The sequence below is a fragment of the Nonomuraea sp. NPDC003804 genome, assembly GCF_040610675.1.
GTDB lineage: Bacteria > Actinomycetota > Actinomycetes > Streptosporangiales > Streptosporangiaceae > Nonomuraea.
The window spans coordinates 208,140-230,739 of the sequence record NZ_JBEXMT010000006.1; the positions used below are offsets into that span (position 1 = coordinate 208,140).

Here is a 22,600-nt window from a genome sequence, read left to right on the forward strand (position 1 = left end):
GGCAGGTCGCGGCAGGTCAGTGCCTTTGCCGTCAGTCGATCAGTGCCTGCTCGGGGTCTCCGATCGCGCGCAGGACGGTGGCGGGGACGACCAGGTCGGCGCGGCCCCGGGTGGTGGCGACGAGGTCGGCGTTGCGCTGGTCGGTGCCGAGCACCCAGGCCACGGCGGCGTCGTGGGCCTTGCCGAACCGCTCGTGGCGGGCCACCAGGCGGCGCACCCGCTCGTCCGCGTCGAGGTCGCAATACCAGACCTCGTGCAGCCGGGGTCGCACGCGCGCCCAGTCACCCTGGTCGACCAGCAGGTAGTTGCCCTCGGTGACGATCAGCCTGGCCGCGCGCGCGACCGGGATGCTGCCGGCGATCGGCTGCTCCAGGTCGCGTTCGAACGCGGGCGCGTAGACCACGTCGTCCTCGTCGTCCCTCAGCCGGGCGAGCAGCGCCGCGTAGCCGGCGGCGTCGAAGGTGTCGGGCGCTCCCTTGCGGTCGCGCCGTCCGAGCCGGTCGAGCTCGACGTCGGCCAGGTGGAAACCGTCCATCGGCACGTAGGCCACCCACTCCTGCGGCGGCAGACCGGCCGGAGGGGCCTGCCGCAGCAGGGCGACCAGGTTCTCGGCGAGCGTGGTCTTGCCCGACCCCGGGCTTCCCGCGATGCCGAGCAGCGCGCGGTGCCCGTCCCTGACGAGGGAGCGGGCCCGCTCCACCAGATCGTCGAGAGCCGTCATCGCGAGCGGCTCGTGTGGAGCTGGTCGGTGATGAAGGCGTGGGCGTGACGCGCCAGGTCCTCGCCGTCCGACCAGAGATCGCGCCAGATGGCCAGGTCGTTGGACAGTCCGCGCATCACGACCGCCGCGGAGAAGGATTCGAAGGTGATCGGCCCACCGTAGCCGACGTCGGCCAGCGCGTGGAAGAACGAGGTGAAGTCCAGGTGCCCCGAGCCGAGGTAGCCGCGGTGGTTCTCGCCGACGTGGACGTAGCCGAGCCGGTCGCCCACCTCGTGCACGGGCCGGACGAAGTCGTCCTCCTCGATGTTCATGTGGTAGGTGTCGAGGTGGATGAGCACGTTGTCCTCGCCGATGTCGTCGGCGAGCACGAGCGCGTCGTGCGCGGTGTTGATGACGTTGGTCTCGTAGCGGTTGCAGATCTCCAGGCCGAGCGTCATGTGCCGGCGGCCGGCCTCCCTGGCCAGGACGCGCAGCACCCCCACCACGTTGCGGCGTCCCGCGGCGGTGAGCGGGTGACCGTACTTGCCGAGGGCGCTGTAGAGGGCGCCGGTGAAGTGGGTGCCGCCGAGGGCGGCGGTCGCGGCGAGCGAGTCGTGCAGCAGCTTCTCGCCCCGCTCCACCACAGCCGGGTCCTCGCTGGAGACGTCGGCGTCGAAGGCCAGGCCGCGCGAGCAGGCCACGCCCAGCCCGGCGGCGCGCAGGGCCTCCCGCGTGGCGCCGACGTCGAGGTTGGCCGAGTCGTGCAGGGAGATCTCCAGCAGGTCGAACCCGGCGGCCTTGGTCTTCTCGACCGCGGCCGCCATGGACGCCGGGGTTGTGTCGCCGGCCCACACCAGGGCGTGCACGCCGATCGGGTTGGTCTTGGTGGTCATGGTTCCTCGTGTCGGTTGTCGGGGGTCGTGGCTCGTTGCCCGGCTGCCCTCGGGGGCCGCGGGGTCACCTGGCCGCGGCACCGGTGATCAGGGCGACGATCTCCTCGCCGGTGGTCTCTGCCGTACGGCGCCCGCCGACGCAGCGGCCGGCGCGCATGACCCACACCTGCCGGCTGAGGCGCATCACCTGGGCGAAGTTGTGGCTGATGAGCAGGACGGCGTGCCCCTCGTCGCGCAGCCTGACGATGAGCTCCTCCACGCGCGCGGTCTCCTGGACGCCGAGCGCCGCGGTGGGCTCGTCCATGATGACGAGCTTGGAGCTGAAGCCCGCCGCGCGGCAGATGGCCACGGCCTGGCGCTGCCCGCCGGACAGCCGCCTGACGCGTGAGCGGACCGCGGGCACGTTGACCGCGAGCGTGGAGACCATCTCCCTGGCACGTGACTGCATGGCCCGCCGGTCCAGGAGCGCCACGGGGCCCACCCGGTGGACGATCTCACGGTTGAGGAAGAGGTTCTGCCAGACCGTGAGGTCCTCGACGAGCGCCAGGTTCTGGTGGACGGTCTCGATGCCGGCCTCACGGGCGTCCTCGGGCGAGTGGAAGTCGATCTCGGTGCCGTCGAAGACGATGCGCCCGCTGTGCGGCCGGTGGATCCCCGAGATGCAGCGCACCAGCGTGGACTTGCCCGCGCCGTTGTCGCCGACGAGGGCGGTGATCTCACCCGCGCTCAGCGTCAGCGAGACCTCCACCAGGGCGCGGACGTTGCCGAAGGACAGCGAGACGTTCTCGCAGCGGAGCAGGGTGTCGCCGGCCACGGGGCCGGGCTCGGGCTGGACGGTCATCGCTGGAACCTCGTCAGGAGTGCGGCCAGCACCACGACGATGCCGACGGCCAGTGGCTGGTAGAACTGCGAGACGCCGAGCAGGGTGAGGCCGTTGACCAGCGCCACCAGCAGCAGGGCGCCGATGAACGGGCCGATGATGGTGCCCCGCCCGCCGAAGAGGCTCACGCCGCCGAGCACGACCGCGGCCACGGAGTTCAGCAGGAAGGAGGTGTTGGCGGCCGGCTCCGCGGCACCGATCCGGGCCACCAGCAGGATCGCGCCGAGCCCGGCGAGGACGCCGCTGATCGTGTAGACGGCGATCTTGATGCGGGCGGTGCTGATCCCCATGGCCGTGGCCGACTCCGGCGCGCCGCCCGTGGCCAGCAGGTGGGTGCCGAACCTGGTGTGGAAGAGCGTCACGTGCGCCGCGAGGGCGACCGCGACCGCGATGAGGAACGGCCAGCCGAAGATGCCGATGCCGCCGGTCGACAGGCGCAGCAGTGCCGGATCGATGATGGTCACAGGCTTGCCGTCGGACAGGATGAGCGCCAGCCCCGAGGCCGCTGACAGCGTTCCCAGCGTCACGATGAAGTCCGTGATCCTGCCCTTGGCGATGATCACCCCGTTGATGACGCCGACCAGGGCTGCGGCGACGATCCCCAGCACGCACGCCGGCACGAGTCCCCACCCGGCGGCGTAGGCCTGGCCGAAGGCGACCGCGCCCAGCGTCATGGTGGAGGCGATCGACAGGTCGATGCCCGCCGTGGCGACGACGAAGGTCTGGCCCACCGCCAGGACGATCAGGATCGCCGCGGCCACCAGCATGGAGGCGATGTTTCCCGGGCTCAGGAACGTCGGGTTGAGCACCTGGAAGACGACCACCAGGACGACCAGCCCGACGAGGGCGGCCCACTCGGCCCAGAATCCCAGGTCCTTGAGCCGGGCGGACCAGGCTTCGCGGTCGGGCGCCGCGAGGGTTGCGTTTGCCATGTCTGTTCTCTCCATGTCGCCGCGCTCCTGACGGTTCGCCGCGACGGTGGTGCGGCTACTGGGTGAGGGCCTTGAACGGGTCGTCGTAGGCCTGGAACGGCTTGGGCGCGGTGGCCAGCGCCTGGTCGGCGTTGTCCTTGACGATCATCTCGATCGGCGCCTTCACGGTGGGCGGTAGCGTCTTGCCCGCCGTGGCGGCCTGGCACGCCTCGACGCCCATCACGCCGATCGCGTACGGGTACTGCGAGACGGTGCCGTTCAGCGTTCCGGCCTTGACCGCCTCGACGGCCTCCTTGTTGCCGTCGACGCTGATGACCTTGACCTTGCCCGTCCTGCCCTCGTTGGCGACGGCACGCGCGACACCGAGGCCCATGTCGTCGTTGGCGGCGAAGAAGCCGGCCAGATCCGGGTGCGCCCGCATGATGTCGGTCGCCGCGGTGAGCGCCGCCTGGCGCTCCCAGTTGGCCGCCACGGTCTGGACGACCTTGAGGTTGGGGCCGAGCCCCTGCTGGAAGCCCTCCACCCGAGCGCCGCTGGTGACGTCGCCCGCGATGCCGCCGATGACGGCGACGTTCCCGCCCGAGGGCAGCAGCTTGGTCATCTGCTGCCCCGCCGTCTTGCCGGCCTCGACGTTGTCGGTGCCGATGTAGGTGGCGAGCTTGACGTTGGCGCTCTTTGCCGCGGCCGGGTCGACGGGGCTGTCGATGTTGACGATGGGCTTGTTCATCGCCGAGATCTGGGCGAGGCCCTGGATGAGGTTGGTGCCGGTGATCGGGTTGACCACGTAGCAGGAGAAGTCCTGCCCGGCGAGGCCGTTCAGCTTGTCGGCCTGGCCGGTGGTGTCGGTGATGGAGTTGGCCGCCTGGACGGTGACCGTCACGCCGCCCGCGCCGGCCTGGTCGTCGATGCCCTGCTTCATGGCCTGGAAGAACGGGTTGTCGAGACCCTTGATCACCGCGGCGTACTTCTCCTGGGCGGCCTTCTGCTGGGCGGCCGATCCGCCGCCCGCGCCCGCCGCCTCCACCTTCGTCCCCGAGCCGGACGGCTGGCCGGAAGCGCACGCTCCCAGCATCAGCGCCTCCAGGGCCACGACCGCGCCTATCGCCACGGCTCGCCGGTTTCTGCTGTTGACGTGCATCGGATGCCCCTTTCAGCGTCGATGGCACGACCGTAAGCCGCCTTCTGAAATCCGACAACCCATCTTTTGACTTTAGAAATCGAAAGATTCTTGACTTACGTCTAGTTCCAGCCATGGCTACAGTGGTCCAGTGGACATAACCACCGTCGCCGTCCCGCGTTGGGGAGTCAGCGCGGGCGAGATCCTCAGCCTGTTCCGCGGCTCGTCCGACGGCCTCACCAAGGCGGACGTGATGCGCAGGACCGGCCTCTCGCGCACCACCGTCAACCAGCGCCTCGACGGGCTGCTCGCCGCCGGGCTGCTGGTCCCCGCGCCCGAGGACGCGCGCACCCGCGGCCGGCCCGCGGGCCAATTCGTCGTCAACCACGACCGCGGGGTGCTGCTGGTGGCCGACATCGGCGCCACCGGGCTGCGCACCGCGCTGTGCGACCTGGGCGGGCGGGTCCGGGCCGAGCGCGAGGCCCGCGCCGACGTGACGGCGGGCCCGCAGACCATCCTCGGCATCGTCGACGAGCTGTTCACCGAGATCCTCGAGGAAGGACGGCACCGGCCGAGCTCGGTGCTCGGCATCGGCATCGACGTGCCCGGCCCCGTCGACTTCGCCACCGGGCGCGTGGTCAGCCCGCCGATCATGACCGGGTGGGACCGCTTCGACATCCCCGGATGGTTCGCCACCCGCTACGCCTGCCCCGTCCTGGTCGACAAGGACGTCAACGCCATGGCCTTCGGCGAGCAGCGCCTGCGCCACCCGGACGTCCCCCACCTGCTCATGGTCAAGGTGGGCACCGGAGTCGGCACCGGCCTCGTCGCGGGCGGCCAGGTGCACCGCGGCGCCGACGGCGCGGCCGGCGACGTCGGCCACACCCAGGTCACCGTCGACGACACCGCCGAGCCCCCGCTCTGCCGGTGCGGGAACGCCGGCTGCGTGGAGGCCTACGCCGGAGGATGGGCCCTGGTACGCGACCTCCGGGCGGCCGGGCGCGAGGTGGACACCGTCGACGACGCCGTCCGCCTCATCCGCGGCGGCGACCTCGTCGCGGTACGGCTCGCCCGGCGCGCGGCCCGCATCCTCGGCGGCGCCATCGCCGACACCGTTAACCTGTTCAACCCGCGCGTCATCGCAATCGGCGGCCAGCTCGCCCACACCGACGAGCTGCTCTTCGCCGGGATCCGCGAGATCGTCTACCGGCGCTCGCTGCCGCTGGCCACCCGCAACCTGCAGATCGTCCGCAGCGAGCTGGACCCGCACGCGGGAATCCTCGGGCTGGCGCAACTGCTGGTGGACGGCATCTACGCGCCGCAGCGCGTGCAGGAACTGGTCGACGGGGCGGCACCGTAGCCGCACCGACACGCACGGCACCGCCCACACACCCACACCGGCACACGCGGCACCGCCGGACACGCACGCCCGCCCCGCGCCACACCGCCGTCGATACGCGCACCCCGCCGAGACACCCACGCCGGCACGCGCCACACCGCCGGGACGTCCGACCCGCCGCGACGTCGGCAGCACCACACGGCTGGGACACGCACGTCCCGCATGCGCGGCACCGCCGCCGAGGCCGGCCGAACCCTCCGGAGGAGAGCGCCCGTCCCACCTGGGCGCGGGCGCCCCGCCTCGTGGGTGACGCCGGGTAGGCATGTCAGTCGGAGCGGACGTGCGCCGCGAGCCCCGCGATCAGCAGGTCCAGCCCGAGCTCGAACCGCTCCTCCCCGCTCGGCCGCACCATCTCCGCCGCGTACCGGGTCAGATACGGGAACCGCTCCGGGGGCAGGTTGCGGAGGTAGTCCTCCATCTGCGTGAACATGTCGGCCACGAAGGTCTCGACGTCCATCCCGCTGGACCGCTGCTGGGAGGTGTACAGCGATCCCTCGTAGGCGTCGGCCGCGACGAGCATCCCGAGCCGGTCGACCGCGATGGCGGCCAGCCGGGGCGGCACCCCGCCCTCGATCATGATGGCCAGCATGCCCTCGCCCAGGCGCATGGAGTTCGCCCCCATCGGCACGTTGGCCAGCGACACTCTCCCGATGTCGCCATGGGAGTTGAGCACCTGGTGCATGGTGAGCACGGTCTCGCGCAGTTGCTCGGCCCAGCGTTCCGGCTCGGGAGCCGGCACCTCGATCTCGGCCAGGACCCGCTCGTAGATCAGTTCCAGCAGTTCCTCCTTGTTGGCGACGTGCGCGTAGAGGGAGGCCGGTCCGGTGTCGAGTTCCTGGGCGACCTTGCGCATGCTCAGCGCGTCGAGGCCTTCACGGCCCACGATGCGCTGCCCCGTCTCCACGATGAGGTCCTGGGTGAGCTGCGGCTTCACCGGCTTGGGGGTACGTGTCTTCCGCCACGGAGGCGCGGGCAGTGGCTCCATGACGAACAATGTACTTGACACGAACGGCGTTCGTACATAGAACAGTGTTTGCCACGAACGCCGTTCGTCTTGAGGAACGGGGTTCGAATACAGAACGTTGTTCCCCTCAAGGAGCCCCCCATGACGACGACCACCTCCGCCACGGCGGACACCGTGGCCTACCGGTGGCGCTGGCCCGCCCTTTTCGTGATCCTCGCCGCCGAGATCATGGACCTGATCGACGCGCTCATCACCCAGATCGCCGCCCCGACCATCCAGAAGGAGCTCGGCGGCTCGGCCAGCCTCATCCAGTGGCTGATCTCCGGCTACACCCTCGCCATGGCGGTCGGGCTGATCACCGGTGGCCGGCTCGGCGACCTCTACGGCCGCAAGCGCATGTTCGTGATCGGCGCCCTCGGCTTCACCGCCGCCTCCCTGCTGTGCGGCGTGTCCGTCAGCCCCGAGATGCTGATCGCCGCCCGCGTGCTGCAAGGACTGTTCGGCTCGGTGATGATCCCCCAGGGCCTCGGCCTGATCAAGGAGATGTTCCCGCCCGAGGAGATCGGCAAGGCGTTCGGCATGTTCGGCCCTGTGATGACCATCTCCTCCGTCGGCGGCCCCGTGCTGGCCGGCTGGCTGGTCGACGCCGACCTGTTCGGCACGGGCTGGCGCATGATCTTCCTGATCAACCTGCCGATCGGCGTCGCCGCCGTGCTCGCCGCGCTGAAGTTCCTGCCGGAGTTCCGCATGTCCAACGCCACCAGGCTCGACCTGGTCGGCATGCTGATCGTCTCCGCCGCCGCCTTCCTGCTGATCTTCCCGCTGATCCAGGGACAGGAGCAGGACTGGCCCGCCTGGACGTTCGTCTCGATGGCCGGCTCGATCGTGATGTTCGCGATCTTCGGCGCCTACGAGTCGCGCCGCCAGCGTACGGGCAAGGACCCGCTGGTCACCCCCAGCCTGTTCCGCAAGCGCGCCTTCACCGGCGGCCTCGTCGCGGGCCTGTCGTTCTTCACCGGCATGATCGGCCTGTCCCTGGTCTTCATGCTGTACGTCCAGGAGGGCCTGCACTTCACCCCGTTCCAGGCCGGCCTGGCCAGCCTTCCGCAGGCGATCGGCGGCATCGCGGGCTTCGGCATCGCCATGGCCCTGGTCGCCAAGCTCGGCCGTACGCTCCTGCAGATCGGCACCGCCGTCATGGCGACCGGCGCGGGCGTGCTCGGCCTTACCATCCACCTCGCGGGACTCGACGTCAGCGCCTGGCAGCTGGCTCCCGGCCTCGCGCTGGTCGGCATCGGTATGGGCCTGACCATGGCCCCGTTCTTCGACATCGTGCTGGCGGGCGTCGAGCCGCACGAGTCCGGCTCGGCCTCCGGCACGCTGACCGCCATCCAGCAGCTCGGTAGCGCGCTCGGCGCCGCCGTGCTCGGCACGCTGTTCTTCAACCTGCTCAAGAGCCAGTGGAGCTTCGGCGACGCGATGCAGGTGACGGTGTGGGTGGAGATCGGGTTGCTGCTCGTGACCTGCGCGCTCTCCTTCCTCCTGCCCCGCCACGCTCGCGAGGAGTCCATGCACTGATCTCCGCCACGGCAGGCGCCCCGGTCACCTCATGACCGGGGCTTCGCCGTTCCACCCCTTCTTGCGGTACGGCGACGCGGACCGCGTACGGCGGCCTCGCCCGAATGCAAGCCCGCCGGAACAGCGAGCCGCCAGACCGCCTCGCCCAGAAGCTGACGGAAGGGCGGCACCGCCGCCTCACCCCGAAGAAACCCAACGGAACAGCGGCACCGGCCGCAGGCAAAGAAGACCCACCGGTACGAGACAGCCCCGCGCGGCGCGAGATACCTCAGCCGCGCATCCACCGGCATCCGCCGGAGCCCCCGGCATCCGCCCGCGAGCTTCCGGGCGTCTGGTCAGCGGCCGTCGACCCGCTGGGAGGACTCCCCGAACACCCAGGCGGAGGTCTGCGCGATGAAGTCGTGCGGAAACCCGGCGACGAAACCGGTGGCCTCCTCCAGCCGCCGCATCGCGGTGTCCGGCAGCTCGCAGTCGAGCGCGGCGAGGTTGTCGGCCAGCTGGGCCGCGGTGCGTGCCCCGACGATGGGGTGGACGGCACGCGAACGGGCCCGCGTCCAGGCGATGGCCACCTGCGCGCTGGTGACATCCAGTTCCTCGGCCACCTCCTGTACCACGTTGGCGACGGCCAGGTCCTGCGCGCTGATCGACTCGGCCTTGATGCGGGTGCCCGGCCCCGCCGTACCCTGGGCGAACTTGCCCGACAGCACCCCGCCCGCCAGCGGGCTCCAGGCGGCCACCGTCATCCCGTACGCCTCGGCCATGGGCAGCAGTTCCCGCTCGATGTCGCGGTTGAGCAGGCTGTAGGGGACCTGCAGCCCCGCGAAAGGGGTCCAGCCGCGCCATTCGGCCAGCGTGTTCGCCCGGGAGACGATCCAGGCAGGCGCGTCGGAGATGCCGACGTACAGGACCTTCCCGGCGCGGACCGCGTCGTCGAGGGCGCGCATGGTCTCCTCGACCGGTGTGTGCCTGTCCCACAGGTGCACCCAGTAGATGTCGAGGTAGTCGGTGCGCAGCCGGCGCAGGCTGGTCTCCAGGGAGGCCGTGAGGTTCTTGCGGTGGTTGCCCGCCGCGTTGGGATCGGCGCCGCCGCGGGAGACGGTGTACTTGCTGGCCAGCACGAACGAGTCCCTGCGGCCGTCGAGCAGTTCGCCGAGGATCTCCTCGCTGGCCCCGCCGCGGTAGTTGATCGCCGTGTCGAGCACGTTGCCGCCCGCCTCGGCGTACATGTCCAGCATCTTGCGGCATTCCTCGACCGGCGCCCCCACCCCGCCCTGCTCCCCGAACGTCATCGCGCCCAAGAACAGTTCCGAGACCCGCAGGCCGGTCGATCCGAACAGCCGGTAACGCATGATCAGTCCTTTCCATGGCAGGGGCGTCGACGCGCTCCCTGCCGATCATCAGCGTTCGCCCCGACTCCGTCCCTGATCCTCGCCGCGGCGATGCCGCGTCCTTCGCAGTGCCTGGCGAGCCGGAGGGAGGCCCACGGGCTCAGGACGCCCGCCGCTGCGCCAGGACGGGCACCGCGTTGCCTTCCACATCATTGTGATCTTTACGGCGAGGACTGTAAACGATCGCGAGCGCCACCGGACGACCGGACCCGAGCGGCCCGCCCGTCAAGCCCCGGCCGTCAGAGCCGGGCCGTCAGGGAAGGTGGCGTTCCTTCCACTGGGTGAGGTCCTGCCGCTGGATCGCGGCCGCCATGAGGTCGGGGAAGGCGTCGGGAGTGCAGGCGAACGCCGGGACCCCCAGCGCCGCCAGCGCCGCCGCGTTGTCGTGGTCGTAGAACGGCGCGCCCTCGTCCGACAGCGCCAGCAGGACGATCACCTGCACCCCGGCTCGCGTCATCGCCGCGACCCTGCGCAGCATCTCCTGGCGCACGCCGCCCTCGAACAGGTCGCTGACCAGGATGAAGATGGAGTCAGCCGGCCTGGTGACCAACTCCTGACCGTAGGCGAGGGCCCTGTTGATGTCCGTGCCGCCGCCGAGCTGCGTGCCGAACAGCACCTGCACCGGATCGTGCAGCTGGTCGGTGAGGTCGACCACCGCCGTGTCGAACACCACCAGCGACGTCTTCAGCGACCGCATCGACGCCAGGACCGCCCCGAACACCCCCGAGTACACCACCGAGGACGCCATCGACCCGCTCTGGTCGACGCACAGCACCACCTCACGCCGCACGGCGCTCTGCTGCCGGGCGTAGCCGACCAGCTTGGACGGCACGACGGTGCGCCGGTCGGGAAGGTAGTGCCGCAGGTTCGCCCTGATCGTGCGGTCCCAGTCGATGTCGGCGGCGTTGCGTGGCCGGCGGGTCCTCGCCGTCCGGTCGAGGGCGCCCGCGATCGCCGACCTGGTGCGTTCGGTCAGCCGGCGTTGCAGCTCGCCCACCACCCGCCGGACGACCGCGCGTGCCGACTCCCGCGACTCGTCTGGCATGACCCTGTTGAGTGCGAGAAGGGTGCCGACGAGATGGACGTCCGGTTCGACGGCGTCGAGCATCTCCGGTTCGAGCAGCAGCCGGGTGAGGTTCAGCCGTGTGATGGCGTCCCGCTGCATGACCTGCACGACCGTGGAAGGGAAGCAGGACCTGATGTCGCCCAGCCAGCGCGCCACCCGCGGCGCCGACGCGCCGAGCCCGCCGGCCCGGTCCGGCTCGCTCTCGTAGACGGCGGCGAGCGCCTCGTCCATCCGGGCGTCGGCGCCGCGCGGCACGACCCCCGTGCCGTCGGCGTCACCGCCGCCCAGCACCAGCCGCCACCTGCGCAGCCGCTCATCCACGTGCCACCCCCAGGATCAACTGCACGGTGCGTACGGCAGGCGCCGCCCGGCCCTCGTCCACCTCGACCGGACGGCCGGCCGTACCGGCGCCCGTGGCCTGCTGCACCCGCTCCCCGATCGCGCGCCGCTCCGGAGCCTCGAAGGCGGCGAAGGTACGGCGCAGCAGCGGCAGCACCTCGGTGAACTGGTCGCCGGTCAGGCCCGTCAGCCAGCCGTCGACGAGGGCCAGCAGGCGAGGGTCGTGGACGAGCATGAGCGCGCCGCCTGCCAGGAAACCCTCGACCCACGCGGCGGACCTGGCGGGAGGGTTGCCGTGGGACATCGCCCTGGACATGCGGTCGCTCGCGTCGTTGAGGGCGAGCTGTCCGGTGTCGAGGAGGAGGCGGGTGAGACGGCCCTCGATGAGGCCGTGCGGCTCGGAGCGGTCGCACACGGCGTGCAACGTCGCCAGCCATCGGGTCTTCGGCTCCGCCTTGGGGGATGCGCCGCCACCCGGCAGGTCGAACGAAGATCGGTCGGAGGTGGCCGGTTCATTCGCGAATCCCCCGGTCGAGGGCCGATCAGGTGAGGATCGGTCGGGTGAGAGCCGGTCAGACCCGAGATGCTCGCCTGCGGATCGCTCGGGCACCGTTGAACCGGATGAAGGCGACGCCGACGCGGGCCGATCGGAAACCGACGGGGCGGGGGTGAGGAGGGTGGCGGCGGTGTGGACGGCGTCGATGTGGGTGACCAGGGCCGCCGCCGACTCGTCGCTCAGTCCCGTCACCGCCGCCGGCAGTCCCGCGCAGATCCGGTCCAGCATCGACTCGGCCACCGCCGCCAGCCCCGCCGCCGAGGTTCCGCGCACGTCGCCGTACCGGTGGGCGCGGGCCATGGCGGGCAGGGCGGCCATGAGGTGGGTGAGGTCGGCGTCCAGCGCCGCCTTCGCCGACAGCGCCGCCAGCACGTCGGGCAGCGCCTCCCGCAGGTCCGCCAGCAGGCACCGCTCCACCAGCAGCGTCAGTCCGGCCAACCCGGCCGGATCCGCCTGCCTGGTCAGCCCCGCCCTCCCGCCCGGAGAGACCCCTCCTCCCGGAGACGCCGGCCCTGCCGGAGAGACCCGTCCACTCGGAGAGACCGGCCCTCCCGGAGACGCCGATCCACCCGGAGAGACTCGTCCACCCGGAGAGACGCCTCCCGGAGACGCCGGACCAGCCGCGGGCGGCGGGATTGTCACGGTTGTGGAACCATCCAGCCCCGCACCGTCCCGTCCCCCGTCGCCCGCCGCGGCGGCGAGGTCGCGGGCGTGGCGGGTGGCGGCCGACTCCACGCTGGTGCCGAGCGCGGCCGCCTCGATGAGCGTCAGGTCGAACTCCGGGTGCCAGGCCAGCCGCCACACCTCTCTGAACGTCCCCTTCCCCCGGGTCTCGGCCGGCCGGCCCCACTCCACGCCGAGCAGCCGCAGCCGGTGCAGGAGGTGGCTGCGCGCGAGGTCGAGCGGCCTGCGCAGGTCGAGGTCGAGCTCCCGCTCCCCCGGCTCGGCCTTGAGCCGCACCTTCCTGCGCTGTTCGCGCAGGTCGCGCTGGAGCGGCACCATCGGGGTGCGCTCGCTCACCGTCCCGAGGCGGTCGCTGACCACCATGCGTCGCTGGACCAGCTCGACCAGGAGTTCGTCGCCGTCGCACAGCACGGCCCGGACCGCGTCCGTCACCTCGCCGAGCCCGGCGAGCGGCCGGCCGCGCAGCGCGGCGAGCCCTTCGGCCAGCCGTACCGCCTCGATGACGTGGGCGGAGGAGACGGTCCTGCCCTCTTCGCGCAGGACGTCCGCCGCGGCGGTGAGCCAGCGTTCGACGGGCCGGTCGGGGACGGTGAACAGGTGGTGGTACCAGCCGGGCGAGGTGATGCCCGCGCCGTAGCCGCTCCACGAGGCGAGCCTGCCGTACGTCCATGGGACCCAGGTCAGTTCGGCCTTCACCTTCGGCAGCCCGCGCAGCAGCGCGTTGTCGGCGGTCGCGGACGGCAGCCGGCCGGTCAGGGCCGGGACGTGCCAGGCGCCGCAGACGACCGCGACGCGCTCGAAGCCCTCCTTGATCGCCGCGCGCAGGGATCGGCGCATGTGGGCCTCGCGGCGGGCCTCCCGCTCGCCGGGCCGGTGCCCCTCGCGGACGGCGGCCATGGCCTCGGCGATCGCCTGGAAGGGCGTGTCACCGCGATGCTCGACGGCGTCCTCCCACCAGCGTTCGGGATCGTCGTAGCCGGCGGCGGCGGCCAGCTCGCCGAGCGGGTCGGTGTGCGCGTCGGTGCCGGGCGCGGCCAGGGTGTGGGCGGCTGGCAGGTCGATGAAGCGGACCGGGATCCCGGCCGCCGTGCCGTACAGGATGGCCTGCCATTCGGGGGAGAACACCGCGAAGGGCCAGAAGACGGCCGTGTCGCCCGCGTGCGCGAGCAGCGCCACGGGCGGCTCCATCTCGGGCGCCAGGGAGACCAGGGCGTCGGCCTCCGGCGGGCCCTCGACGAGGATCGCGTCGGGCTCGAGCCTGCGCAGCTCCTCTCGTACGGCACGCGCCGAGCCGGGGCCGTGGTGGCGGATCCCGAGCACCGAGACGGTCGCGGAGACGGTCACGGCACCTCCCGGCAGGCGCGGTAGAAGTCTCGCCAGTCGTCGCGTTCGCGGACCACGGTCTCGAGGTATTCGCGCCACACCACCTGGTCGGACACCGGCTCGCGCACGACCGCGCCGACGATGCCCGCCGCCACGTCGGCGGCGCGCACGACGCCGTCGCCGAAGTGGGCGGCCAGCGCGATGCCGCTGGTCAGCACCGAGATGGCCTCGGCGGTGGACAGGGTGCCGCTGGGCGACTTGAGCTTGGTGCGCCCGTCGTGGGTGACGCCTTCGCGCAGCTCGCGGAAGATGGTCACGACCCGGCGGATCTCGGTGAGGTCGGCGGCGGTCTCCGGGAGTTCGAGCGAGCGGCCGAGCTCGGCGACGCGGCGGGTGACGATGGCGACCTCCTCCTCCGCGCTGGCGGGCACGGGCAGGACGACGGTGTTGAAGCGCCGCCGCAGCGCGCTGGACAGCTCGTTGACGCCCCGGTCGCGGTCGTTGGCGGTGGCGATGAGGTTGAACCCGCGCCTGGCCTGGATCTCCTGGTTGAGCTCGGGAATGGGCAGCGTCTTCTCCGACAGCACGGTGATCAGCGCGTCCTGGACGTCGGACGGCATCCGGGTGAGCTCCTCGACCCTGGCGATCCTGCCCTCGGCCATCGCGCGCATGATCGGTGAGGGGGTGAGCGCGTCGCGCGAGGGGCCCTCGGCTAGCAGCCTGGCGTAGTTCCAGCCGTAGCGGATCGCCTCTTCGGCGGTGCCGGCCGTGCCCTGCACGAGGAGCGTGGAGTCGCCGCTGATGGCGGCGGCCAGGTGCTCGGACAGCCACGTCTTGGCGGTGCCGGGCACGCCGAGCAGCAGCAGCGCCCGGTCGGTGGCCAGGGTGGCGACGGCGACCTCGACGATGCGGCGCCGGCCGATGTACTTGGGCGTGATGCGGTCGCCGTCGCCCAGCAGGTAGGTGGTGACCGCCCACGGCGACAGCCGCCAGCCGGGCGGCCTGGCCCTGTCGTCCTCCTTGGCCAGCAGCGCCAGCTCCTCGGCGTAGTGGTCTTCGGCGTGCGGTCGCAGAACGGTCGTCACGTGAGCTCCTTCATCATCGCGGCGCGGAATCCCAGCAGGCCGGAGACCTCGCTCAACCCGTCGGCCAGGAAGCGGTCGGCGGGGTCGATCCGCTCGCCTGCCATCCTGGCCAGCTCGTCGAGGTTCCACGGCTGGGTGGCGGCCACCTTTCTGATCTTGGTGAGGACGGCGTGCGTCAGCCCACGCCCCCAGGGCGCCGAGGCGCCGCCCAACACCATGATCATCTGGCCGTCGACGCCGTGCCGCCGCACGAAGTCGGCGGCCACCTCGTCCTGGTCGCCGGGCGGCAGCACGGCCAGCAGGTCGGCCAGCGGATCCCACGCGAACAGCGCCCTGGCCCACACCGGGTCCCGTTGCAGGACGGTGGCCCGCACCCAGCCGGAGCGCACCTCCCGGTCCCACGCGGGGATGGTCATCCTGAGCATCGCCGGGTCCCACATCCGCAGCGGCGCCCTGGAGACGACCTGCTGCAGCCACCAGGCCCGCTCGCCGGTGCCCCGGGGCGGCCTGGCCCTGACGCCGTCGCGCTCCATGCCCGGGTCGCACGCGGCGGGCGGCTCGACGACGATCCTGCCCTCCCGTACGGCCAGGCAGCGTGCGGCGCGCTCGGCCATCCTGGCCGCGAGCCGGGAGCCGGGCAGCCTGGTGAGCAGGTCGGCGGCCTGCTGGCGCACCTCCCTGCGCCGGTCGTCGAGCACGCTCTCGAGGAACGGCTCGTCGGCCATCGACAGCCCCTCGCCCAGCACGGTCAGGAACTCAGCCCGGTCGTCGGGCGTCTCCTTCTCCCACGCCTCCTCCAGCAGCCGCCTGGCCGCCGCGGGATCGCGTGCGCGCAGCTCCCCGAGGTAGGCCATGCGGTCGCCGTGACCGCCGAGCTCCCAGCTCTCGCCCGTCGGCTCGGCCAGCAGGTAGGACCACGCGGGGTTGAGCCCGGCCAGCCACCTGCCGCGCCGACCCGCCAGCACCCCCAGCGACGGCCTGATCGACCGGTCTCGCGCGCCCTTGTCGAGGAGTTCGGGCAGCAGCCGGGGCGGCACCCTGCGCCCGGTCGCCGCCGCCACGGCCAGCCACTCGGGCAGCAGGCGCGGCTGCTCACCGGCCAGGATCCTGGCCAGGCGCGCGGCGGCCGCCGCCCCGACCTGCTCCTGGTCCTCCTCGGGCGCGGGCGTGAGCGCGGGGCCCTCCGAAGGTTCCGGCAGCCGGCCCGCCCTGCGCCGGACCAGCTCGGCGGCGGCGTCGGCCAGCAGGTCGCCGGGGTACGGCCGGCGGTCGGTGCCGACCAGCGCGGCCGACACCAGCTCCTCCCACGCCTCGCTCACAGGATCACCGCCTGCCCCTGCTCGTCCCAGGCGGTCAGCGGCACCAGGCCGCGCGGGGTCCATTCGGCGGCCACGGTCAGCGGCCGGCCGCCCGACACGGCGATCAGCCGCCACGGCGTCTCCAGCCTGGGGTGCAGGCGCAGCCCGCCGAGCCGGCCCGCCGAAGGGACGACGCCCGCCAGGACCAGCGGCCACGACTCGGTCCACGGATCGCCGGCCAGCGCCGCCGCCACCTGCTCGAGCGCCTCCCGCTCGGTCGTGCCGGGCGGGGGCGACGGCGGGCGGAGGCCGTCGTGCCGGGCCGACACCAGCGCCCGCAGCGGGGCGGCGCCCGGGTAGAAGGCCAGGCAGGCGTCGACCACGTCGCCGGCCGCCAGGGAGTCGTCGAGCGCGTGACCCACCGGCGCGAACGTCAGCACCAGCGCCGCCCGCCCCGTGGCCCGGCCCTTCAGCCAGACCCGCCGCGCCACCAGCCGGTCGCGCGTCTCGTCGCGCCTGCCGACCACGTGCCACAGGTCGCGTACGCCCGGCCCGGCCAGCACCTCCTCGCGCGGGATCGGGAAGCCCACCCTGGTGCGGACCGTCCTGGCCAGGTCGCCGGGCAGCTCGCCGGACCTGCGGTAGCCGACGGCCAGCAGGTGGAGCAGCGCGTACTCCTCCAGCAGCCGCTCCGGCCAGCCGGCCGCGGCCCTGATCCCGCCGAGCCGCCCCACGGCGCCCGCCACGCCCGGCGCCTGGGCGTCGACCAGCCGCCTGGCCAGCTCCGCCCACTCACGCTCGCCCGCGCCGGCCAGACCGTGGCGCACCTGGTCGGCCAGCCACCGCTCCAGCTCCGACAGCCCGGCCGCCACCCGCGTGTGGCGCGCGCCGGCGGCGGCGTGGCTCGACCGTTCGTTCACCTGCCGCACCCTAGCGACCCCCTCCGACAATTCCGCCACGGATGCGATGATGATCGCCATGTCAGGCGTCGAGTCGGCGGTGATCGCCGCGGGAAAGGCCATCGCGGAGCGGGCGGTGCGCGAGTGGCTGGCCGCCCGTGGCGCCAGGGAGCAGCGTGCCGCGGAGCTGAAGGACCTCGTGCAGAGCGCGTTCAGGGACCGGATCCTGCGCAGGCGGTTCGACAACCAGGTGGAGGGCATCGCCCTCGCGGTCGAGGACCGGCTGAGGCCGCTGGTCGAGCAGGAGTTCCGCGGCCTGGAGGACCACGACCGCGCCGCGGTGCTGATGGAGGTCGTGGACGCGTTGCGCCGGGCCGACCTGTCCGACGCGGCCGTGCTCGGCGCGGACGGCGACGCCGTACGGCTGGCCGAGCGGGTGCGCGCCGCGCTGCCTCCGCCGAGGCTCGGCGAGGCGCAGGACCGGCTGTACGAGGTGCTGCTGGCCGAGTCGCTGGAGTGCCTGGTCAGGATGATCCAGCAGCTGCCGCAGTTCCTGCCCAGGGCCGCGGCCGAGACCCTGTCCCGGCTGTCGGGCCTGGCCGAGCAGGTGGAGCGGCTGCTGGCGCGCATGCCGGTCCGCACGCTCGAAGCGCCCGAGGGGCGCCAGGACGACGCCGCGTTCGAGCGCCGCTACCTCGACCACGTCAGCCGGGTGCTGGACCAGGTGGAGCTGTTCGGGGTGCGCGTGGAGAGCTTCCGGCCGCGCACCTCGCTCAGCGTCGCCTACATCAGCCTCAGCGTCTCCACGGCCGAGCCGGGGCGGGCCGCGGCCCCGCCGCCGCTCGCCTCGCTGACCGGACGGCACGAGCCCGACCCCGCGACGCTCCGGATCGAGGCGGCGCTCGGCAGGTCGCGGCTGACGCTGCTGCGCGGGGAGGCGGGTTCGGGCAAGAGCACGCTGCTGCGCTGGCTGGCGGTGACGGCGGCGCGCGGCGCCTTCTCCGGCGAGCTGGCCGGGTGGAACGGCTGCGTCCCGCTGATGGTCAAGCTGCGCAGCCACGCCGACGGCCGCCTGCCCGGCCCGGACGCCGTCCTCGACGACGTCGCCCAGGAGATCGCGGGTCTCGCGCCGCGCGCCTGGGCCGAGCGGGTGCTGCTGTCGGGGCGGGGCCTGCTGCTGGTCGACGGGGTCGACGAGCTGCTGGTACGGCACCGCCCCGCCGTACGGCAGTGGCTGTCGAGGATGCTGGCCGCCTACCCGGGCACCAGGGTCGTGGTGACCTCCAGGCCGGCCGCCGCGGAGGGCAGGTGGCTGGCCGACGAGGGCTTCGCCGCCTGCCAGCTCGAACCGATGACGCCCGGCGACCTGCGGGAGCTGGTCCGGCAGTGGCATCTGGCGATGCGCGACTGCCCGAGCCTGCCGTGCGAGCCCGACGAGCTCGACGGGTACGAGGGCGCGCTGCTGGCCCGTCTGGAGAGCAACGCCCACCTGCGCGTGCTGGCCACCACCCCGCTGCTGGCCGGCATGCTGTGCGCGCTCAACCTGGACCGGCGCAAGCAGCTGCCGCGCAGCCGGATGGGCCTGTACGACGCGGTGCTCGGGATGCTGCTCGAACGCCGTGACGCCGAGCGCGGCATCACCGACGACATCGTGCTCGACCCTGAGCAGAAGGTGTGGATCCTGCGGGACCTGGCCTGGCGGCTGGTGTCGATGGGGCGTTCGGAGCTGTCGAAGGCCACGGCGCTGAAGCGGGTGGGGCAGCGGCTGGGCTCCATGACGCGGATGCCGTACCGGGCCGAGGAGGTGGTCGAGCATCTGCTGCGCAGGAGCGGCGTGCTGCGCGAGCCGGTGCCGGGACGGATCGACTTCGCGCACAAGACGGTCCAGGAGTACCTGGCGGCCGGCCAGCTCGCCGACGACGAGGACGTGGAGGCGGCGGTCGAGCGTGCCCACCTCGACCAGTGGCGCGAGGTCGTGATCATGGCGGCCGGGCACGCGACCGGCCGGTTGCGCCACGAGCTGCTGGCCGGGTTGCTCGACCGGGCGGCGCGCGAGCCCCGGCACGCCAGGCGGCTGCGGCTGCTGGTCGCCTCGTGCCTGGAGACCATCCAGGAGATCCCGGTGGAGCTGCGTGACAGGGTCGAGAAGTGCCTGGCCGCGGTGATCCCGCCGCGGAACGAGGACGAGGCGCGGATGCTCGCCGCGGCGGGCGAGGAGATCCTCCGGCGGCTGCCCCGGACCCTGGGGGGCGTGCCGGACGGGGCCGCCGCGATGGCGGTCAGGACGGCGTGGCTGGTCAACGGCCCGGCATCGCTGGACCTGCTGGCCGCCTACGCGCCCGACGGCCGCGACTGCGTCAACGAGGCCCTCCAGGAGGGCTGGCGGTTCTACGATCCCGAGGAGTACGCGCGCAGGGTACTGGCGCTGGCCCCCCGGTTGTGGCTGGGGGTCATCGGCGATCCGTGGCTGTTGCCCGGCCTGAGACATCTGGACGTGCAGGACAGCCTGCTGATCACGGCGCCGGTCACGGATCTGGGCTTCCTCGACGGCCTGCGGGAGCTGCGGAGCCTGCAGCTCTACGAGCTGGGCACGGCCGAGCTCGACCCGTTGCGCCGTCTGCCGCTGCTGGAGTCCCTCTTCCTCTTCTTCGAGGGCCTGCCGGCCGTCGACTTCGGCGCCTTCCCCGAGCTGGGCTCGCTGCGGGAGCTGTCGCTGTGGGGGACGGTGAGCGCCGACGGCCTCGGATTCCTCGACCGTTTCGCCGGGTTGCGCAAGCTCGGCCTCGAGGTGCCGGACGGCGGCCTGTCGTCGCTGAGCAGAGCGCTGGAGGCCCTGGCGCTCGACTGCCGCGGCCAGGCGTTCGACCCGCGGTCACTGGCCGGGGTCACCGGGCTGACCACCCTGCTGATCGAGGGCGCCGCGGACATCGCCGGCAGCGTGGCCGAGATCGCCGCGCTCTTCCCCGCCCTGCAGCAGCTCGGCCTGACGGGCACCGCGGGACCCGCCGGCCTCGACGCGCTGGAGCGGCTGCCGCTGTCATGGCTGGAACTGGGCGGCCCCTGGGTCACCGACCTGGACTGGCTCCCGGACGGACCCCGCGACCTCACGGTCCTGCGGCTCATCGGCACCGCCGTGGCCGACCTGAGGCCCCTGGCCGGGACGGACCGGCTGACGCTCCTCTACCTCGAACGCTGCGACCAGGTGAAGGACCTCAGCCCGCTCGCGCGGCTGACCGGGCTGGAGACCCTTCACCTGCGCGACATGCCCGACACCCTCGACCTCGCGCCGCTTGCCGGCCTGGGCCACCTGACCGTGCACCGGACCTAGACTCGCCCCATGGAGCTGATGATCTATCCGGACGGCCCCGTCACCGAGGTCGCCGACGAGGCGGAGGCGCTGGCCAGCGACCTGGAAGGCCAGCTCGTCCTCGACCGCACCCGCTTCCTGCGCCGCGACGTCAGGGGCGACGCCGTCGCCTTCGTCCAGCGCCCGCCGATCGCCGCGGCGCTCGACCTGCTCCCCCATCCCGAGGGCGGCTGGTACCGGCAGACCTGGAAGAGCGCCGTCACCTTCGAACCCGAGGGCTACGACGGGCCGCGGGCCAGCGCGACCGGCATCTACTTCCTCCTCCAGCCGGGCGAGGAGTCGGTGCCGCACATGGTCAGGTCCGACGAGATCTGGCTGTGGCACCGGGGCGGCCCGCTCGCCCTGACCATCGGCGACGAGCAGGTCCTGCTCGGCCCGGCCGTCGAGGAGGGACAAGTCCCGCAGGTCAGGGTGCCCGCCGGGGTGTGGCAGGCCGCGCGTCCCGCGGGTGACGAGGAGGTGCTGGTGAGCTGCGTCGTCTCCCCCGGATTCGAGTTCGCGGATTTCACCGCCTGAAGGCGGTGTTTCCCGCAAGTCGTGCGGAATGATTGGCTTGCGGCAGGAAGAACCACAAGGAGGTCACCGGTGACCCGTCAGATCGTCTCCGTCGTCGGCGGCAAGGAAGCCGCCGCCACCACCACCTACGACTCGACGAACCCCGCCGACACCGCCCAGGTCGTCGCGCGCGTGGGCCTCGCGGACGCGGCCGCCTTCGCCGCGGCCTGCCGTACCGCCAAGGAGGCGCAGCGGGAGTGGGCGCGCACGCCGGCGCCGGTCCGCGGCAGGGTGATCGCCTCGATCGGCCGGCTGGTCGAGGCGAACGCCGAAGCGCTTGCCAGGCTGGTGACCGAGGAGATCGGCAAGCCGTACGCGGAGTCTCTCGGCGAGGTGCGCGAGATCGTCGACACCTGCGACTTCTTCCTCGGCGAGGGCCGCAGGCTGTACGGCCAGACCGTGCCGTCGGAGATGCCGGACAAGAACCTGTTCACCTTCCGCAACCCCGTCGGCGTGGCCGCGGTGATCACCGCCGGCAACTTCCCGGTGGCGGTGCCGAGCTGGTACCTGGTGCCCGCGCTGCTGTGCGGCAACGCCGTGGTGTGGAAGCCCGCCGAGTACGCCGCGGCGTCGGCGCACGCGATGTACCAGCTGTTCGCCGCCTCGGGCCTGCCCGACGGCGTGCTCAACGTGGTCTTCGCCGACGGCCGGGAGACCTTCGAGGGGCTGGAGACGGCTCTCGGCGAAGGCACGGTGCAGAAGGTCGGCTTCACCGGCTCCTCCGAGGTCGGCAGGAAGATCGGCGAGCTGTGCGGCCGTCACCTGCAGTCGCCCTGCCTGGAGCTCGGCGGCAAGAACCCCATGGTGATCATGCCGGACGCCGACCTCGACCTGGCCGTCGAGGGCGCGCTGTTCGCCGGCTTCGGTACGGCGGGCCAGCGTTGCACCAGCCTCGGCACCGCCATCGTGCACGCGTCGGTGCACGACGAGTTCGTCGAGCGCTTCGCCAGGGCGCTGGCGACGGCCGAGATCGGCGACCCGAAGGGCGAGGTGCTCGCCGGGCCGCTGCTGGACGGAAAGTTCGCCGACCGGTTCGAGGAGTTCCTGACCTGGGTGCAGCCGCACCACACGGTGCTCACCCCGCAGGGCAGGATCAGCGCCGCCAACCCGCGCGGCTCCTTCACCGGCGACGGCGGCATCTACTACCACCCGACGATCGTCGACGGGGTCAGGCCGGGCGACCGGCTGTTCATGGAGGAGACCTTCGGCCCGATCGTCGGCGTCACCACCTTCAGCACCCTCGACGAGGCGATCGAGCTGGCCAACCTGCCCTGTTACGGCCTGTCCTCCTCGATCTACACCACCGACCCGCGCAGCGCCTTCCGCTTCCGCGAGGGCATCTCGGCGGGCATGGTCAGCGTCAACAACTCCACCAGCGGCGCCGAGGCGCACCTGCCGTTCGGCGGCAACGGCAAGTCCGGCAACGGCAGCCGCCAGTCCGGGATGTGGGTGCTCGACCAGTTCACCCGCTGGCAGGCGATGAACTGGGACCACTCCGGACGGCTGCAGAAGGCCCAGATGGACGTCGCCGAGATCACCCCGGACCTGGAGTTCCGTATCTGAGTTGATCTGGGTCG

Annotated in this window: 17 protein-coding genes; 5 read left to right on the forward strand and 12 right to left on the reverse strand. The window is 72.5% G+C overall.

Features of this window, described 5'->3' with window-relative positions; genetic code table 11:
* Positions 1-31 precede the first annotated feature (31 nt).
* The 5 genes from ABZX22_RS10545 to ABZX22_RS10565 all read right to left on the reverse strand — a co-directional run bounded on the left by ABZX22_RS10545 (position 32) and on the right by ABZX22_RS10565 (position 4,543).
* Entirely contained in the window at positions 32-721 is a 690-nt protein-coding gene (locus ABZX22_RS10545; protein ID WP_354907382.1) for a nucleoside/nucleotide kinase family protein, read from the reverse strand.
* Positions 718-1,593, reverse strand: a complete 876-nt coding sequence (locus tag ABZX22_RS10550) for a sugar phosphate isomerase/epimerase (RefSeq protein ID WP_354907383.1) — start codon at positions 1,591-1,593, stop codon at positions 718-720. Before ABZX22_RS10550 ends, ABZX22_RS10545 begins: the two co-directional genes overlap by 4 nt.
* A gap of 64 nt (positions 1,594-1,657) precedes the next feature.
* Entirely contained in the window at positions 1,658-2,434 is a 777-nt protein-coding gene (locus ABZX22_RS10555; RefSeq protein ID WP_354907384.1) for an ATP-binding cassette domain-containing protein, read from the reverse strand.
* Positions 2,431-3,405, reverse strand: coding sequence for an ABC transporter permease (locus tag ABZX22_RS10560; protein ID WP_354907385.1), 975 nt, complete (start codon positions 3,403-3,405; stop codon positions 2,431-2,433). Before ABZX22_RS10560 ends, ABZX22_RS10555 begins: the two co-directional genes overlap by 4 nt.
* A gap of 55 nt (positions 3,406-3,460) precedes the next feature.
* Positions 3,461-4,543 (reverse strand): substrate-binding domain-containing protein, encoded by a 1,083-nt coding sequence (locus tag ABZX22_RS10565; RefSeq protein WP_354907386.1) that lies wholly within the window; start codon positions 4,541-4,543, stop codon positions 3,461-3,463.
* 130 nt (positions 4,544-4,673) lie between these two features.
* Here ABZX22_RS10565 and ABZX22_RS10570 point away from each other — a divergent pair, with 130 nt between their 5' ends.
* Positions 4,674-5,882 (forward strand): ROK family protein, encoded by a 1,209-nt coding sequence (locus ABZX22_RS10570; RefSeq protein WP_354907387.1) that lies wholly within the window; start codon positions 4,674-4,676, stop codon positions 5,880-5,882.
* Positions 5,883-6,186: 304 nt separating this feature from the next.
* Here the strand turns inward: ABZX22_RS10570 and ABZX22_RS10575 are convergent, their stop codons facing one another.
* Positions 6,187-6,906, reverse strand: a complete 720-nt coding sequence (locus ABZX22_RS10575) for a TetR/AcrR family transcriptional regulator C-terminal domain-containing protein (protein ID WP_354907388.1) — start codon at positions 6,904-6,906, stop codon at positions 6,187-6,189.
* A 120-nt stretch (positions 6,907-7,026) separates the two neighbouring features.
* On the opposite strand from ABZX22_RS10575, the gene ABZX22_RS10580 reads away from it, so the two are divergent.
* A complete protein-coding gene (locus ABZX22_RS10580) occupies positions 7,027-8,463 on the forward strand; it encodes an MFS transporter (protein ID WP_354907389.1) in 1,437 nt (478 codons plus the stop codon).
* 335 nt (positions 8,464-8,798) lie between these two features.
* Here ABZX22_RS10580 and ABZX22_RS10585 read toward each other — a convergent pair whose 3' ends face one another.
* From ABZX22_RS10585 to ABZX22_RS10610, 6 genes are all read right to left on the reverse strand, one after another.
* Positions 8,799-9,812: an aldo/keto reductase gene (locus tag ABZX22_RS10585; RefSeq protein ID WP_354907390.1), complete on the reverse strand. Its 1,014-nt coding sequence runs from the start codon at positions 9,810-9,812 to the stop codon at positions 8,799-8,801.
* A 292-nt stretch (positions 9,813-10,104) separates the two neighbouring features.
* Positions 10,105-11,238, reverse strand: coding sequence for a VWA domain-containing protein (locus ABZX22_RS10590; RefSeq protein WP_354907391.1), 1,134 nt, complete (start codon positions 11,236-11,238; stop codon positions 10,105-10,107).
* Positions 11,231-13,840 (reverse strand): DUF5682 family protein, encoded by a 2,610-nt coding sequence (locus ABZX22_RS10595; protein ID WP_354907392.1) that lies wholly within the window; start codon positions 13,838-13,840, stop codon positions 11,231-11,233. The genes ABZX22_RS10590 and ABZX22_RS10595 overlap by 8 nt, the downstream gene beginning before the upstream one ends.
* Positions 13,837-14,904, reverse strand: a complete 1,068-nt coding sequence (locus ABZX22_RS10600) for an AAA family ATPase (protein ID WP_354907393.1) — start codon at positions 14,902-14,904, stop codon at positions 13,837-13,839. Before ABZX22_RS10600 ends, ABZX22_RS10595 begins: the two co-directional genes overlap by 4 nt.
* Positions 14,901-16,223: a DUF5691 domain-containing protein gene (locus ABZX22_RS10605; RefSeq protein ID WP_354907394.1), complete on the reverse strand. Its 1,323-nt coding sequence runs from the start codon at positions 16,221-16,223 to the stop codon at positions 14,901-14,903. The genes ABZX22_RS10600 and ABZX22_RS10605 overlap by 4 nt, the downstream gene beginning before the upstream one ends.
* Positions 16,220-17,122, reverse strand: coding sequence for a hypothetical protein (locus tag ABZX22_RS10610; protein ID WP_354907395.1), 903 nt, complete (start codon positions 17,120-17,122; stop codon positions 16,220-16,222). Before ABZX22_RS10610 ends, ABZX22_RS10605 begins: the two co-directional genes overlap by 4 nt.
* Positions 17,123-17,180: 58 nt before the next feature.
* On the opposite strand from ABZX22_RS10610, the gene ABZX22_RS10615 reads away from it, so the two are divergent.
* The 3 genes from ABZX22_RS10615 to ABZX22_RS10625 all read left to right on the forward strand — a co-directional run bounded on the left by ABZX22_RS10615 (position 17,181) and on the right by ABZX22_RS10625 (position 22,586).
* Positions 17,181-20,429, forward strand: coding sequence for an NACHT domain-containing protein (locus ABZX22_RS10615; protein WP_354907396.1), 3,249 nt, complete (start codon positions 17,181-17,183; stop codon positions 20,427-20,429).
* Positions 20,430-20,438: 9 nt separating this feature from the next.
* Positions 20,439-20,984, forward strand: coding sequence for a cupin domain-containing protein (locus ABZX22_RS10620; RefSeq protein WP_354907397.1), 546 nt, complete (start codon positions 20,439-20,441; stop codon positions 20,982-20,984).
* Between the two features lie 69 nt (positions 20,985-21,053).
* Positions 21,054-22,586 carry an aldehyde dehydrogenase family protein gene (locus ABZX22_RS10625; protein ID WP_354907398.1) on the forward strand — a complete coding sequence of 511 codons (1,533 nt, stop codon included), beginning with the start codon at positions 21,054-21,056 and terminating at the stop codon, positions 22,584-22,586.
* Positions 22,587-22,600 lie beyond the last annotated feature (14 nt).